Raw genomic sequence first — 16,798 nt, 5'->3', positions numbered from 1 at the left:
ATATTCCTCCCTTTATGTACATTCTCGTTGTTAATTATCTATTCAAAAACATATCTAATTCTTTCGCTAAAGACTGTACTGCTTTCTTTCTTAATACATATTTTCCGTCATGTATATCCACTAACTTCGCCGCACGTAACAATTTCAAATGATGGTGTACAGTAGATTTACCAAGTTGCAGTCTTTCTGTAATTTCCTGCAATGTTCGTTCTTTTTCGAACAACATTTTTACAATTCGTAACCTCGCTTCATCTCCAAGAGCTTTATGTTTTTGAACTAAAAAATAGTTCGGTTCATATGGATCTTCAGGATGGATGCTTTCGTTTGCAACTGGGTAATGAAATACTTTCGTATCTTCAATATCCGCTTCAATATTCCAAGGCCTGTACGTCATTTGCGGGATAAGAAGCACGTAATGAACACTTGGTTCTGGCATATAATGAACGCCACCTGTAGCCCACTCGACAAACTCTTCTGGTTTCATCTTTTTATTCATTTCAACCTTTGCTTCATAATCTCGTTTTAATATAGAACGTATTTCTTCTTCCTTTTTTTGAATAACGCTCTCATACCATCCTGTCATAACAGCAATTAAATGGGCTTTCAGCACTTGTACATCAACATCGCATATAAAACGAATATAAGTAGAGAAAAACTGATGATCTTTTGTCAGTTCCATTAGTTCATGTATTGCATTTACATCTTTACTTGCGGCTAAACGTCTTTTCTCTTCATACTTCTCCCCTAAAAACGGTAAACATATATACTTCAAATCTACTTCTGAAAGTGAATCGATTGTAGTATGAAACTGCGATACATCGTGAAAATCTTCTTCATACAACAACTGAAGCAATGCTTTCCACGTATTATGTTCTTCGACAAATTGTAAGTGCTCTCTCATTTCTTCTGTTAATGATTTCTTAATTTCTTCCCATTCATTTTGGCTCTTTTCAAGAGTATCAATTAACCGCTTATGAGTAATCGCAGCAATGCCAAGCGCACATTCGAAAAGTATCGAATATTTCACTTGAACGTTATAAGTTTCCCTCTTTCTACTCGTTATGTGATAGACCTCCATTTTTATCCCTCCTTGTTTGCTATATATTAAATTCTATTTTTATCGAATTTAACCTTCTATATTTTTAGAATTATTTTACGACTTCAAAAAAACTCTAATCAATGAGCAAATAGAGAAAGGTTTATACTCTTTTTCATTCTGACTCAATGAAAATCTTGATTATTAACGGCCCTGTTATACGTTGCATTTCCTTCTCTTGCTCAGCTATAGAGAAGGTATATTGAAACGAAAAGAGAATGTATTTTATGAAGAAAATGAACAGGAGGCTATACGGATGGGAAGAAAAGAAATGTTGCAAAATGGAGTCCAACAAGTTTTTTACGAAGAAGAATGGTACCCACCAATATCAGAAGCGTTAAAGAATCTTACCGCTGAACAAGCATGTTGGCAATCAGAAGGTGCTGCCAGTAATACGATTTGGGAAAATGTGAACCATTTATTAGTCTTTAAAGAGCGCTTACTTTCCCGCATTCATGAAGATGATACATTTGTTGCTCCACAAAATAATGATGATACGTTTAGCCAAGGTGGACCTAATGATGATGATGCTTGGCAGCAAACAGTGAAACGAACGCTTCAAGTACATGATGCCTTACTATCTTCATTAACATCCTTTCAAGAAGCAGAACTAGACCAACCAAAGCCTTCTCTACCAATTTGGCAACAATATATGAATATCCTTTTGCACGATGCTTATCATACAGGACAAATTATACAACTTCGAAAACTCCAAGGTTCATGGCCAACTCACCGTTCTTATTTATAAGCGATGTTTACATTTGCTTACGTTTAACATGCAACCAAATAATTGAAAATAGCTACTTGTTTTGTAAATACTGCGATTGCTCAAAATAAAGCAAATTAAAATACAGGAATCCCAAACATCATTAACCTTCTTCATAACTTCTAATCATAATCCAAATTTGGAAGAATAGAGGCTTTTTTATATACAAATAATAAGCCTCAAGGAGTTGTTGACATGTATTTCATATTGAATATGTTAGGGATTTTCGTTGTCATATTAATTGTTTACTTATGTTCGCCTAATAAAAAACATATAAAATGGAGACCAATTGTAATTCTCATCATATTGGAGCTTTTTATTACGTGGTTTATGTTAGGCACAAAGCTAGGCAGTATTATCATTAATAAAATTGCTTCATTTTTCAGTTGGCTACTGGCATGTGCAAATGAAGGAATTCGATTTGCATTTCCTTCCGCTATGGAAAATCAAACAATTGATTTCTTCTTTAGCGCATTACTTCCTATCATTTTTGTTATCACGTTCTTTGATATTCTTTCTTATTTTGGAATCTTAACTTGGATTATTGATAAAGTAGGTGCAGTTATTTCAAAGATTTCTCGTTTACCAAAGTTAGAAAGTTTCTTTTCGATTCAAATGATGTTTTTAGGAAACACCGAAGCACTTGCGGTTGTTCGTGATCAATTATCTGTTTTAAAAGAAAATCGATTATTAACTTTTGGGATTATGAGTATGAGTAGCGTTAGCGGATCCATTCTTGGCGCTTATTTATCAATGGTTCCAGCAACTTATATTTTCAGCGCAATCCCATTAAACTGTATTAACGCATTAATTTTAGCCAATGTATTAAATCCTGTGGAAGTTTCGAAAGAAGAAGATGTTGTTTACACACCTTCTAAACATGAAAAAAAGGATTTCTTTTCTACTATTTCAAACAGTATGTTAGTCGGGATGAATATGGTTATCGTTATTTTAGCTATGGTAATTGGTTATGTAGCTTTAACTGCATGTTTAAATGGGATTTTAGGATTTTTTGTAACGGGGTTAACAATACAAAAAATCTTCTCCATTATCTTTAGTCCTTTCGCTTTTTTACTCGGTTTATCGGGCAGTGATGCTATGTATGTAGCTGAACTAATGGGGATCAAAATAACGACGAATGAATTTGTTGCAATGATGGATTTAAAATCAAACTTAAAGTCTTTACAACCGCATACGGTTGCGGTTGCCACAACATTTCTAGCTTCTTTTGCTAACTTTAGTACAGTAGGTATGATTTATGGAACTTACAATTCATTATTTGGCGGCGAAAAATCATCAGTCATCGGGAAAAATGTTTGGAAGCTTCTTGTGAGCGGAATGGCTGTTTCCTTATTAAGCGCTATGCTTGTTGGGCTTTTTGTATGGTAAATAATTTTTAAAATAAAAGACACCCAAACAAATGGAGTGTCTTTTATTTTTATTTTCGAATTTGTCCATTTCCACGAATGACGTATTTTGTAGAAGTTAATGCAGGAAGCCCCATTGGTCCCCTTACGTGTAGCTTTTGTGTACTGATACCAATTTCTGCTCCAAATCCGAATTCAGATCCATCAGTAAAACGAGTTGATGCATTATGATACAGTGCAGCCGCATCAACAGATACGAAAAATTTGCTAACGTTTTCCTCGTTTTCTGAAATAATCGCTTCAGAATGCATAGATCCATACGTATTTATGTGATGAATCGCTTCTTCTATAGAAGAAACTACTTTAACTGCCAGCGTGAGAGATAAAAATTCTGTCCCCCAGTCTTCTTCTGAAGCAAGTACAATTGAAGAATCCAATGCCAATGCTTTTTGATCACCACGTAGCTCCACGCCTCTTTCCTTCAAAGAAGAAAACAACTCGCTACCATATTGCTGTGCCCACTTCTCATGAAGTACAATCGTTTCAATCGCATTACATACAGATGGTCTCTGCGTTTTTGCATTTATAATAATATCAATTGCCATTTGCGTATTCGCTGTTTCATCAATAAAAATATGACAATTTCCCGCACCTGTTTCAAGTACTGGAACAGACGCTTCTCTCACAACAGTATCGATTAATTGTTTGCCACCTCTTGGAATAAGAACGTCTAAATAATCATTCATTGTAAACAACTGCTTTGCGCTAACTCGCGTTGTATCTTCTATAAGCTGTACGCTTTCTTGAGGTAAGCTTGTTTGTTTGAGCGCCCTGTGAATAACGGCAACGATCGCCTTATTAGAATGAATAGCAGAAGAACTACCACGTAATATGACTGCGTTTCCAGTTTTTAAACAAATTGTAGCAGCATCCACCGTCACATTCGGTCTTGCCTCATAAATCATGCCAACAACACCAAGTGGTACACGCATCTCCTGAATAGATAATCCATTTGGCCTTTCCCATGCACTTACACATTCTCCTACAGGATCACGTAATTCAATTAGCTGCTTAATCCCCTCTGTCATATCAATAATACGATTTTCAGTTAGCCTAAGACGATCAAGGAGTGAATCCGAAAATCCTTTTGCCTTACCTTCTTCGATATCTCGTTTGTTTTCCTCTAAAATATAAGCTGTTTCACTTATTAATTGATTTGCAATTGCATCAAGTGCTTCGTTTTTTTGATGTGTAGATTTTAGTACCAGTTCCCTAGCAACCTCTTTCGCTCTTTTCCCCTTTGCTAACACTTCATTCATTTTTATTTCCTCCTTTTTAACATCACTATTCTTAAAGTGAAACCCAATGATCCCTATGGATGACTTCATAATTATGCCTTTCGCCTCTTGCTTGAATATGTTGGCTTTGCATACCTTTTATCTCTCTTAATTCCTCTGCGCTATATGTGCATTGTCCTTTTCCAATTACGCGCCCTTGTTGCGTCATGACTTCTACAACATCACCAACTTTGAAAAATCCTGACACATTTGTAACACCCGCAGGAAGAAGACTCTTGCCATGCTGAATGATAGCTGTAGTTGCTCCAGCGTCTATTTCAATTTGACCGCTAACAAGCGAATGCAAGGCAATCCATTGCTTGTTCATCTTCATTTCTTTTTGAGGGGCATTTCCGACATACGTCCCGTCACCTTTCCCCTTTAAAACATCAACAAATTTCTCTTGTCCACGTCCTGTTCCGATAAATACACTTACTCCAAGAGAGAGCGCTGTCTTTGCAGCGTCGATTTTTGATTTCATACCACCAGTCCCAAGTTTTGAACCAGCATCTCCAGCAAGAGAAGCGAGTTCTTCTGTAACTTCAGGAAGGAAATAATATTTTTTCGCATCCTCATTTTTTTGAGGATTTTTATCATATAAACCGTTCACATCTGTAAAAATCATAAGCATATCTGCCGAAACAAGTCCGCTTACTAAAGCTGACAGCATATCATTATCACCGAACGTTAACTCCTCTAAAGAGATGGAATCATTTTCATTAATGATTGGAAGAGCAGAACGGTTTAGTAACTCTCCTAACGTCGCGTAAGCGTTACTATATTGTTCTTTTCTAGAAAAATCACTTCTCGTCAGCAATAGTTGTGCAGTAACGATACCGTATTTATGAAATTCCTCCGTGTACGCCTGCATTAACAAACTTTGTCCGACAGCCGCAGCAGCCTGTTTTCCTTTAATTGTTACAGGTCTGCTAGGATATCCTAGAGCAGAAAAACCTGCAGCGACAGCCCCAGATGTAATTAACAAAACTTCATGCCCTTCCTCTTTCAATCGAGCTAATGCGGCAACATGATCTGAAAGTTGTTCTTTAGAAATGCCTCCGTGACTATCTGCCAAGGAACTGCTCCCAATCTTTACAACAATTCGCTGTTTCTTCACTTTTTTATCCCCCAAGTCTAAATTACACTTCTATTCATACAGCTTGCAGCGATTTCTATTCTTATGAGTGCTGCACGTAGCCTATTTAAGAGCAAAATAAAAATGACCGCTTCGCCCTTAATAAAATAAAAAGGACGAAACGGTCATTGTTCCGCGGTACCACCTTAATTGATATACATAGATATCCACTTGGTGCCTATAACGCAGGCGAACGCCTAAACTTTCATTTAAGACTCAGGGATAGGTTCGATATATTCTATACGAGGAATCTTTCAGCCGGTGAATTCCACTCTCTTTCGCAAGAAGACATATGTACTATTTCCCTTCAACGATTTTCGGTTTAATTTTTTTATATTATGCGATATAGTTCGATTTGGTGTCAAGAGGTATTTTTAAAAATAAATAGAGCTGCGAGTTACTTGTATGAAGTTATTGCTCTACTGAATGAAAATACAAATTGATAAAAGTTCAACTCATATTTATAAACATAAACCTTACATTATAGTGTATATATTTACATAATGTCGAATATAATTATTTTTTATCTTTTCATGTTGCAAAAAGGAATATATTCTCTTAGAATGTTTCTTTATATTGCACAGAGATGTTATTGTTATATTAAGATAACAATTTCGAAATGATATAATTTATTAAAAAGGAGCAAGATTGAATTATTATGGATAAACAAATTGGATTCATCGGATGCGGAAATATGGGGATGGCTATAATTGGCGGGATGCTAAACAAAAAGATAGTGTCTTCAAATCATATCATTTGTTCAGATTTAAACACGACAAATTTAGAAAATGCTAGTGAAAAGTACGGAATAACTATAACTACTGACAACAATGAAGTCGCTAAAAATGCTGATATTTTAATTTTATCAATTAAACCAGACTTATACCCGTTAGTAATTAACGAAATTAAAGAAGTAATAAAAAACGATGCTATCATCGTTACGATCGCTGCTGGTAAAAGTATTGAAAGTACTGAAAATGCCTTTAATAAAAACTTAAAAGTTGTAAGAGTAATGCCTAATACTCCTGCTCTTGTTGGAGAAGGAATGTCAGCATTATGCCCGAATGAAATGGTGACAGAAAAAGATTTAGAAGATGTGCTAAACATTTTCAATAGTTTTGGTCAATCAGAGATTGTAAGTGAAAAATTAATGGATGTTGTAACATCTGTAAGTGGCTCTTCACCAGCATACGTATATATGATAATAGAAGCGATGGCAGATGCTGCTGTACTAGATGGTATGCCAAGAAATCAAGCATATAAATTCGCAGCTCAAGCTGTATTAGGATCTGCAAAAATGGTACTAGAAACAGGAATACATCCTGGTGAATTGAAAGATATGGTTTGTTCCCCTGGCGGAACAACGATAGAAGCTGTAGCTACATTAGAGGAAAAAGGCTTACGAACAGCCATCATTTCAGCTATGCAACGTTGTACACAAAAGTCTGTCGAACTATCTGGTCAAACGAAAAAGTAAAACTATAAAAGAGATCACGTTAGTTATGAATTTCATTAGAAATGCACTACATAATAAACGGCCAAACTCGAATTTACTTGAGTTTAGCCGTTTTAGTTGTTAATTATATTAAAATAATTTCACTTTTCCCTTCCCTACTATACTTGTGTAATTTTATTAGAAACAAGTAATTTTTCAATGCAAATCGGTAACATGTCTAATAGCGTTTCAAATGCGTAATTTACATCTAGACGTTCTGTCCATTGATGTGCATCTTTTCCTACCGGTCCCATATTTAAAACTGGAACATCAAATTCTTCTAGTTCCTGAAGTGGAATTGAGTAACCTTTATCCCATAATGGCATATTGTCTACAAGTGAACTCATTGAATGTAATGGATTTTGTAAGCCCACATAACTCAAATCTGAAATTCCTCCAAAATAGTTTTGGTTTTCAAATGAAATATTATGATTGAAGTTTGCATACTTTTCCATCTCTCCAACTACCTCTTTAATTAATTGGTTGTTGCGTGAACTTACAGCTGGATAATATGGCGGAGCAAAGAAAAGTACAATCATCGGTGCTTTTTCTTTACATAAGATGGCTAATTTATCTACTAAATCAATCGTTACCGCACGATCATCTTTATCTTCTCTATTTTTTATAATGCTAGATTGAATTTCATTTATTTTCTCTTGCCCATGTTGTTCAATTGCATATGCGATAAGCTCTTCATACGTTAATACATTTACTTTGAGGTTAGGTGGTATGAATGGATTATATTTAGAAAAACGATATGCATGTTTTTCATACGACTCTTCTATTTTCTCTGCTACTTTCGTTACTTTTTGACGTAACAATGAAACGACATCTGTCATTGATTTTTCTAGTAAAAACAAATTAAATAATGTGACTGCACGATGCGGAATTTGTACAGAGTAATCCTCCTTTAAGTCCCTTTGAAGTAAATTAGTTGGCGGAGGACTCGCTTCCCCTTCTACAATATCACAAAGGTCTGTATTCAACTCTAATTCTGCTGTTATTAATGAAGCCATATAACTCCCATTTAGGCCCGCAAAAGGTTCACCTACATGTGTCTCTTTTCCGTAGCAAAGAAAACCAGGTAACACTTTACCAATAGAACCAGTGTAAATATATTTCTTTTGATCACCAGGGTGCCTTGAAAACATAGGCTCTGAATTTAGTACCGTTTTATACTCTAAATCATGTTCTCTTGCTAACTCTAGTAATCTTGGAACAGCAGCTCTCATCCCTACAGAGTTTACTTCTTCATCTGGTACAGCCAATAAAAGAACATTCCCATCAAACCTTCCTTCGCAAGCTTGCTCAATCATTGCCATTTGTAATGCGAGGCCGCATTTCATATCCATTGTTCCTCTACCAAACAGCCAATCTCCATGTTCTATATCTTCACGTACATGGTCTGGAAGCTCATCTTTATGAGCATAAAACATAGATGTTAACTTTTTAGGATTAAATGCATCTTCTTTCCACACTCCGTAATCTTGCACATCTACAACATCAAAGTGACTAACTAGAACTACGGTATTTTTTGTACGGTCACTTTTCTTTACTAGTGCTGTAATAAAATATCTTCCGTCCCCTGTCGGATTTTTTTGCAAATGATGCGGGTTTTCTTTGAAATACTGTAAATCAGATAATTGTTCCACAACAAAGTCTGGCAATATCACTTCAGCTTCTGTACCTGTAATACTAGGAATTTCAACAAGACCGCTTAATAATTGAATCAATTGTTCTTTTGATTGCCACTTTGACATATAAATCCCCCTATTTTTCCGTATTATGAAAATGAATTCCAGTATATGAATAAAAAATGACGACAGCTATCAAAACTATAGTTCTGATGTACTGCCGATTTTTATTGATATTTCATGTGCTGCTTGTTTTACCTTACTAATAAGAAAAGAAAGTCGATCATCATTAATGCGATGACTAATTAACCCAACACTTAATGCTCCTACTACTTTATGATTAAATCCGATAATAGGTGCAGCTACTGAAGCTGTCCCTTCTGTTTTTTCTCCATAACTGACAGCATATCCTTCGTTTCTTATTTGCTTTATTTGATCAAGAAGAATTTGCTTTTGTTCTGGTAAAGCAGAAAGTAGTTGCTCAACAATATATTCCATTTCATTCTGTTTCATATTGGCAAGCATCGTTTTATTTGCAGCACCAATCGAAAGAGGAATCTGTTCCCCTAAGTTATCAATCACTCGAATTTTTAAAGGGCTATCCATTCTTTCAATGATAATAGAATGTGTTCCATTTGGAATGTTCAAATAAACACTTTCTTCCACTTCATAGGCCAATCGTTTCATTACTTCTCTTGCGACTGATCTGTAGTCTACCTTCTCCAATTGTCGTAATCCTATTTCCATCCACATTGGTCCAATTTTGTACTGTTTCGTCTCTGAAATTTGTGTAACTAGCCCATGCTCGATTAGAGAGTTAAGTAATCTATGTACTGTACTAACTGGGAGATGTGTTCTGTCCGCTATATCAGAAATGGCCCAATACTCTTTTTCATTAGTAGAATTTAATAACTTTATAATACTTATCGCTCGATCAATGGACTGTACCATAACTCACCTCTACTTGACTTGTAATATGTTAGCACGCTCAATTACCTATCAATTTAACAAACATTCGAAATGAAATCAATCTATTTATTCAATTTTCTAAAAATAAAAATATGTTGCGGACAATAATTTGAAAGCGCAAACAAAAAAATATTGACTTTTCTTTTTAATTATCTGAAAATTATAACAAGATTTCACATCACGGAATACATTCCATAATACGGAAAAACATCAAACTTTATTCTATCAACTACGAAAGTGAGGAAAACAATGGCGCAAGTAAATAATACAAACAATGAATTAAAACGTACGATGAAAAGTAGACACTTATTCATGATTGCACTCGGTGGTGTGATTGGAACGGGGTTATTTAACGGATCTGGCTTTATTATAAGTCAAGCTGGACCTGGTGGATCCGTACTTGCCTTTATGGCTGGTGGATTATTAATGTATTTCGTTATGCTATGTCTTGGTGAGCTAGCTGTAGCCATGCCTGTTTCAGGCTCTTTCCAGGAATATGCCACTAAGTTTATCAATCCTGCAACTGGCTTTACAATCGGATGGTTGTATTGGTTAAGCTGGGCAAATACAACCGGCCTTGAATTTACAACTGCCGGCATTACAATGCAGCGCTGGTTTCCTGATATTCCTGTTTGGGTTTGGTGTTTAATATTTGGCGTTACAATCTTCACTATTAACGCATTATCTGCTCGTAGTTATGCAGAAACAGAATTTTGGTTTTCAAGTATAAAAGTATCTGCCATTATCGCTTTTATTATTCTTGGCGGCGCCGCTATGTTCGGTTTAATTGATTTAAAAGGCGACGAACCAGCTCCGCTATTTTCAAATTTCGTAAATCATGGTGGTTTATTCCCAAATGGACTAGCAGCTATTTTATTAACAATGGTTACGGTCAATTATTCATTCCAAGGTACAGAACTTGTCGGAATCGCAGCAGGTGAAAGTGAAGATCCAGCAAAAACTTTACCTCGTTCTATTAGAAATATTATATGGCGTACGATGTTTTTCTTCGTCTTAGCAATCTTTGTTCTCGTTGCTTTAATTCCTTGGGAAGAAGCAGGATTAACAAAAAGCCCGTTCGTTGCTGTATTTGATAATATCGGTATTCCATATGCAGCTGATATTATGAACTTTGTTATTCTTACAGCTGTTCTTTCTGTCGCAAACTCAGGACTTTACGCGGCAACTCGCATGCTTTGGTCATTATCAAAAAATGAAATGGCTCCAGCCTTTTTAAAAAAATTATCATCACGAGGAATACCTCTAAACGCTTTAATTATGACAATTGCCATTTCTGCTTTTTCTCTTTTAACAAGCGTTGTAGCTGCTGAAACAGTTTACTTATGGTTAATTTCTATTTCTGGCGTCATAACAATCATCGTTTGGATGTCAATTTGTGTTTCTCAATTCTTTTTCCGTAAACATTATGTAGCAGACGGTGGAAGATTAGAAGACTTAAAATTTAAAACTCCACTTTATCCACTTGTACCAATTCTTGGTTTTGGATTGTATGGCATTATATTAATTAGTCTTATCTTTATCCCTGAACAACGACTTGGAATCTATTGCACTGTACCATTTATTATCTTTTGCTACACTTATTATCACTTAAAAGTTAAGAAAAGAATTTCTACTAACACTAATAGTGAAACTAAAATTAGCGAGACAATGTAATACCCTGCTTATATAAAAGACCGCACATGGCTTTCACTTCATGTGCGGTCTTTTATCATTTTAATTCGCTTTAAAATTATATAATGGCTTAATAATATGCTTTATATCTATTGTTTCTTTCGTATTTTCGATAATTTCATTCATTGGCTTATATACCATTGGTGCCTCATCAATTGTGCTTTCTACTACCGATGTAGTCCACACCTCTGTCATCGTATTTTGGAAGTCCTCTAGACTCAATGATTCTTTAGCCTTCTTACGACTCATGATACGTCCTGCCCCATGCGGACCAGAAAAATTCCAGTCTGGATTACCTTTACCAAATGCAATAATTGAACCATCTCTCATGTTAATTGGAATAATGACTCGTTCATCTTTCTGAGCTGAAATAGCACCTTTTCTTAGAATCATATTTTCCATGTCAATATAGTTATGTATTGTAGTAAATTGATCTGTAATTTTCCAGTCCATTTTCGTAACAATTTCATCAATCATTGCTTTACGATTTAACGCAGCGTACTTTTGGGCAATATTCATATCATTCATATAATCTTTGAATCCTTGCCCTTCTAAATAAGCTAGTTCTTTACGAATCTTAGGCTTCTGAATTCCTCGTAAAGTTTCTTGTATTTCTTTTGCTCTACCCTCTTCAGTTAACCTCTTAATAATCTCATCTCTCATTGATGTAACATCAATGAGTTGTTCATATGCGCAGTTTTGGTAATACTCTGCAATTTGCTTACCTAAATTACGCGAACCACTATGAATGACAATATATACATTACCTTTATCATCTTCATTTAATTCAATGAAATGATTTCCACCTCCAAGAGTACCTATACTTTTTTGAGCGCGTTGTAATGTAAATGGAGCTCTCACACCATCAAAATCAATCATTTTTGAGAATCGATGTTCTTTATCTCGTACACGAAAACCACTTGGAACGAATTTACGAATTGTTTCGTCTAAACAATCGAAATTAATTTCTTCTTTTTTCTTATCAATTACAACAACTTCCATACCACAACCAATGTCTACCCCTACAAGATTAGGAACGATTTTATCTTGTATTGTCATTGTTGTCCCAATCGTACACCCTGCTCCCGCATGTGTATCTGGCATAATACGAATTTGACTATCTTTTACGAATTCTTGATTACAAAGGTCAATAATCTGCCCAGTTGCAGTTTCATCAATATTATTAGTAAATACTTTCGCTTCATTGTATTTCCCTCGTAAATTCAACATCTTTCTTTTGCCCCTTCCCTTTGAAAGAATTATTTTATTACGTTGTATCTATTCTTATGATTAATCATTAATCTGCTGCTTTACACTTTATATGTATTATAGCATTCACAATAATAATAATTTATAATGACATTTTGTTTACATAACATATTTATTGTTTTCTACCCTTTATACCTATACGTACATTTAAAGAAAAACTCCCCTTAAATCGAAAATGATTAAGGGGAGTTTTATATACGATGAATTTATAGTTCCGATTTCACCCGAACAGAAACATTATTTTTAATTATATTTTTTACATCTTTAAAGCTAACAAAATTGTTACTTTTCTCATCCCAAAGACGGAAACGTAGTGATTGTAAGCTTGTAGCAAGTGTAATTGTTGGTACATTTTTTAACGGAAGCGTATTATTGTGTGCCTCTTCTAGTTTATAGTTAGGTACTCTTGGGCTTAAATGGTGAACATGATGGAATCCAATATTACCAGTTAAGAATTGCAAGATTTTTGGAAGTTTATAAAATGAACTTCCTTCCACTGCGGCTTTCACATATTCCCAATCTTTATCCTCTTCAAAATAAGAATCCTCAAATGTGTGCTGTACGTAAAACAGCCAAATTCCTACTGAACCTGCTATTAAGAATATAGTACCATGTACGAACAGAAACGATTGCCACCCTATTGCCCAACAAAGGATAGCTACTACAGCAACGATTATAATATTCGTCAAATACGTATTCATACGTTCTTTCTGTCTTGCACCTTTTCGGTTAAATCTATTTTTAAGCAAGAAAACATAAATCGGACCTAATCCAAACATAACGAATGGATTGCGATATAAACGATATGCTAAACGAAGTCTAAATGGTGCAGCTACATATTCATCGACTGTAAGCGTCCAAATATCTCCTGTACCTCTCTTATCCAAATTACCACTTGTAGCGTGATGAATCGCATGCTCATGCCCCCATTGATCAAATGGGAATAATGTTAACACACCCATACATGTCCCTACTATTCTATTTGCACGTCGACTTTTAAAGAATGAATAATGGGTACAATCATGAAAAATAATAAAAATTCGTGTCATAAAACCAGCAGCTAACAGAGATGGAACTAATGCTAACAGATAAGAAACAGACAAACTTTTATAAGCGAGGTACCATAAAACAATAAATGGCACGACTGTGTTAATAAGTTGCCACACACTTTTTTTAATCGTTGATTTTTCATACGGAGCAACTTGTTTTTTTAAATTTTTAGTATTTTCTAATGTCATTTTTCTAATTCCTTTCCTTTTTGTTGCTAATTCACATTATAGCATACTATTAGTATCAGGTGTTAAAAGTAGATGTAATAAATATTATATACTATAAAAATCTCTTTTTTCTTACTCAATACTTACAAATTACTTACGCTCAAAATAGCGCTATAATTGAACAGATTGAGCATTTTATTTATCAAATACATTTCCAATCTTTACAATTAAAACCGAGAACTTTTTTACAAACAGAAAAGAGCTTCCATAAGTCAGTTTCACCGGCTTATGGCAGCTCCTCTTCATTTCATTTTATTTTATCGATGGATCCAAACTGCACCTGCAGATTTGTCTTCAGCTTGACCTACTACTTCAAACTTCAATCCTAGTTTTGGCAACTTACGTCCGGCATCTGGAATAACGCTGTTGATGTATGGCTTAGAATCATCAAATTTTGCAACTCCTGGTAATCCTTTATAGTCAAAGATACCGCGAGTTGGTGAATTTACTTTCCATGCTGGCGTTTGATCAAATGAGAATGCCGCATCGGCAATTTGATAACGCGTACTGCTCTTCACAGTAGGTTGTCCGTTTAATGTTCCTACAATTGCCTCTGGATGAGAATCTACTACTCCAAGGAACCCTTCACCTGGATGAACGCCTACCCAGTTATCTGTAAAGCTTTGATCCGCATACCATACAACCATTCCTGTATTAAATACTGGGCCACGCGCATATTGTAATGCAGTGTCAGAACCAGCGTAATTTCTCCACTCTACATAGTAATTATGTTTTTTCTGTTCAAATCCGTTAGACACAGTAAATCCTTTTAGTGTCATTGCTGGTTGGCCTTCTGCGTCATCAGAGAAAACAACTTTTCCATCTACAGTTAATGCTGCATTGTCTAACGCAAATCCTTTATATGCTACTGCAATATCTGTTACATACTCAAATTGCAGTTTTACTTTCTTTCCTTTGAATTGATTTAAATCATATGATTTATCAATCCACTTACCATCCGTTGTATCTATACCGCCTTTTACATCTTTTTCGCCCATTCGATCAATGCGTGTCTTCGTTCCATCTTCTGCAATCGCATATACGTCAAGGAAATCATACTTCGCTTCCAGTTCGTAAAATGCCTTATAATCGAACTTAGCATCCGTTGCAGTCGTTAAGTCAAATACTGGTGTCTCAAGTGTTGTATGAATATCATTTCCTTTCGTGCTGTAATAAAACTTCTTACCAAATGCTGACTCAATATTTTTTATATCTTTGTCTGGCAAGTTTACACGAATGATTCCTGGTCGTTTTGATTTTGTCACACTTTGATCTAAATACGTTGCAGTACCGATTCCCGTGCGAAGTTTATCATAATCTACCTCAACAATATTCGCCCAGTTCCCCTTCATATTTTTTTGGAAAAACTCTTTATTTTGCGGTGAGAAACTTGTTGGCTCTGTACCTGCAATTTTTCCAGCCCAGCTACCGCCACTCATTAGAGACCATGATTCAACTGGTTCACCTTGTCCTGAATACTTTGTATCGTATTCATCTGGCAAGCCTAAATCATGACCATACTCATGTGCAAATACACCAACCGCTCCGTCTTCAGGCTCGATTGTATAATCGTATGCAGCCATCTTTCCGCCCCAGTTCGAAACAGAAGATTTTGTACCATCAATCGCATATGGCTTCGATCCTAGTTTTGAGCGATGAGACCAAATCGCATCGTCTTTCAATTTACCACCGCCAGCTTCTTGACCCACGCCTGCATGTACTACCATTAAATGATCGATGATTCCATCTGACTCATTTTTATTTCCATCACCATCTTGATCGTATTGATCAAATTGGTCATAATCTGCTAAATTGATACCTTTGGCTACTGCTGCTTTCAATGCTTCTTTCACAAAATCTTTTGGGCCTAAAGGACCTTTGTTGTCATGACCAGTTCCCGCATCAGCACCATAATCTGACGCTTTTCCTGGAACAGTAAGCCATTCTGTTACAGTTCCATCAACTGTGTAGCTTCCGCCAGATTGTTCTTCATAATATTGTTTAAATGTATTAATCTTCGATCCATCAAATAACGTAAATGGCTCATCACCAAATAACATTTTTTGATAATGTTCACGATTAAAGTCCTTAGAATACATATACCCCGGTTCTTGATCGATATTATTATGCTTAAAATCGCTAAATTCTACGAGTAATACAAGTACTTTATCTTTTCGAACAGCCCCATTGTACTCAGCTTGCTTCGCTGGTGTAGTCGGTACTTTTCCATTTAATTTTCCTGGGTTCAATCCTGCACTTTGCCCAGCTACTGGTCCTACTTCGGATTGCTGCGCCTGTTCATTTTCCTTCATTTTTGCATCTTTTACTTTTTTCATAAAATCTGAAGCTTCTTGCGTAAGATTTTCTCCTGTCAAGATTTCTTTTCCAGGGTTTTCCCCTTTCTTTTTCTCAACATATTTTTCGACAGCCTTTGATGTCTCAGCTTGTGATGCAGATTGATCGATTACTCCCCGTTGCTTCAACGCTTCTGCCAAGCGTTCCTCTGGTATTAAATGCTCATCAATTGGTAGAGATGGTGGCGTATCAGCATACGCTGCATAACTTCCAAAAGCAAACGTACTACTTAGCACTGCTGCTGTTGTTAATACCGCTAAAGGTTTTAATTTCTTTTTCTTTCTCAATGTATTTCCTCCCCAGTGTCTGCAAATTATCGATTTTTGCCGATAGCAATATAATATTCGTTATAATACGAATATTCAATCTTTTTAAAGTGCTAAAATGTTGAGAAATATTGTTTCTA

General features: G+C 35.5%; 12 protein-coding genes and 1 other annotated feature. Of the genes, 4 read left to right on the top strand and 8 right to left on the bottom strand.

Translation table 11 applies throughout. The annotated features are described in order from the left end of the window. Positions 1–34 precede the first annotated feature (34 nt). Entirely contained in the window at positions 35–1,078 is a 1,044-nt protein-coding gene (locus MR070_RS12050) for an ArsR/SmtB family transcription factor (RefSeq protein ID WP_242261387.1), read from the bottom strand. Positions 1,079–1,352: 274 nt separating this feature from the next. On the opposite strand from MR070_RS12050, the gene MR070_RS12045 reads away from it, so the two are divergent. Both MR070_RS12045 and MR070_RS12040 read left to right on the top strand, forming a co-directional pair. Then, entirely contained in the window at positions 1,353–1,844 is a 492-nt protein-coding gene (locus MR070_RS12045) for a DinB family protein (protein WP_242261386.1), read from the top strand. 213 nt (positions 1,845–2,057) lie between these two features. Further along, entirely contained in the window at positions 2,058–3,251 is a 1,194-nt protein-coding gene (locus MR070_RS12040; protein WP_000273612.1) for a NupC/NupG family nucleoside CNT transporter, read from the top strand. Between the two features lie 49 nt (positions 3,252–3,300). On the opposite strand, the gene MR070_RS12035 is transcribed toward MR070_RS12040, so the two are convergent. Both MR070_RS12035 and proB read right to left on the bottom strand, forming a co-directional pair. After that, on the bottom strand, positions 3,301–4,548 hold the full coding sequence (locus MR070_RS12035; protein WP_242261385.1) for a glutamate-5-semialdehyde dehydrogenase: 1,248 nt from the start codon (positions 4,546–4,548) through the stop codon (positions 3,301–3,303). 31 nt (positions 4,549–4,579) lie between these two features. Beyond that, entirely contained in the window at positions 4,580–5,683 is a 1,104-nt protein-coding gene (gene proB, locus MR070_RS12030) for a glutamate 5-kinase (RefSeq protein ID WP_242261384.1), read from the bottom strand. A gap of 127 nt (positions 5,684–5,810) precedes the next feature. Then, positions 5,811–6,021: a binding site (T-box leader), on the bottom strand. A gap of 338 nt (positions 6,022–6,359) precedes the next feature. Between proB and proC the strand changes: the two genes are divergently transcribed. After that, on the top strand, positions 6,360–7,178 hold the full coding sequence (proC, locus tag MR070_RS12025) for a pyrroline-5-carboxylate reductase (protein ID WP_242261383.1): 819 nt from the start codon (positions 6,360–6,362) through the stop codon (positions 7,176–7,178). A gap of 137 nt (positions 7,179–7,315) precedes the next feature. Here the strand turns inward: proC and MR070_RS12020 are convergent, their stop codons facing one another. Together MR070_RS12020 and MR070_RS12015 are read right to left on the bottom strand one after the other, a co-directional pair. Beyond that, positions 7,316–8,956 (bottom strand): M20/M25/M40 family metallo-hydrolase, encoded by a 1,641-nt coding sequence (locus tag MR070_RS12020; protein WP_242261382.1) that lies wholly within the window; start codon positions 8,954–8,956, stop codon positions 7,316–7,318. A gap of 75 nt (positions 8,957–9,031) precedes the next feature. Next, the gene (locus MR070_RS12015) at positions 9,032–9,781 is read right to left on the bottom strand and encodes an IclR family transcriptional regulator (protein ID WP_000250772.1); all 750 of its coding nucleotides are present in this window, start codon (positions 9,779–9,781) and stop codon (positions 9,032–9,034) included. Positions 9,782–10,048: 267 nt separating this feature from the next. Here MR070_RS12015 and MR070_RS12010 point away from each other — a divergent pair, with 267 nt between their 5' ends. Then, the gene (locus tag MR070_RS12010; protein ID WP_242261381.1) at positions 10,049–11,473 is read left to right on the top strand and encodes an amino acid permease; all 1,425 of its coding nucleotides are present in this window, start codon (positions 10,049–10,051) and stop codon (positions 11,471–11,473) included. A gap of 60 nt (positions 11,474–11,533) precedes the next feature. Here MR070_RS12010 and MR070_RS12005 read toward each other — a convergent pair whose 3' ends face one another. From MR070_RS12005 to MR070_RS11995, 3 genes are all read right to left on the bottom strand, one after another. Continuing rightward, positions 11,534–12,721 (bottom strand): RtcB family protein, encoded by a 1,188-nt coding sequence (locus tag MR070_RS12005; protein WP_242261380.1) that lies wholly within the window; start codon positions 12,719–12,721, stop codon positions 11,534–11,536. A 245-nt stretch (positions 12,722–12,966) separates the two neighbouring features. Beyond that, positions 12,967–13,998, bottom strand: a complete 1,032-nt coding sequence (gene desA, locus MR070_RS12000; protein WP_000171511.1) for a Delta(5) desaturase DesA — start codon at positions 13,996–13,998, stop codon at positions 12,967–12,969. Between the two features lie 296 nt (positions 13,999–14,294). Continuing rightward, on the bottom strand, positions 14,295–16,679 hold the full coding sequence (locus tag MR070_RS11995) for an immune inhibitor A domain-containing protein (protein WP_242261379.1): 2,385 nt from the start codon (positions 16,677–16,679) through the stop codon (positions 14,295–14,297). Between the last annotated feature and the right edge of the window lie 119 nt (positions 16,680–16,798).

The organism is Bacillus cereus group sp. BfR-BA-01453, from assembly GCF_022662915.1.
In the GTDB taxonomy this organism is placed as follows: domain Bacteria; phylum Bacillota; class Bacilli; order Bacillales; family Bacillaceae_G; genus Bacillus_A; species Bacillus_A paranthracis.
The sequence above is the reverse complement of the archived record's forward strand: the minus strand, read 5'-3'. Positions and strand labels throughout refer to the sequence as shown.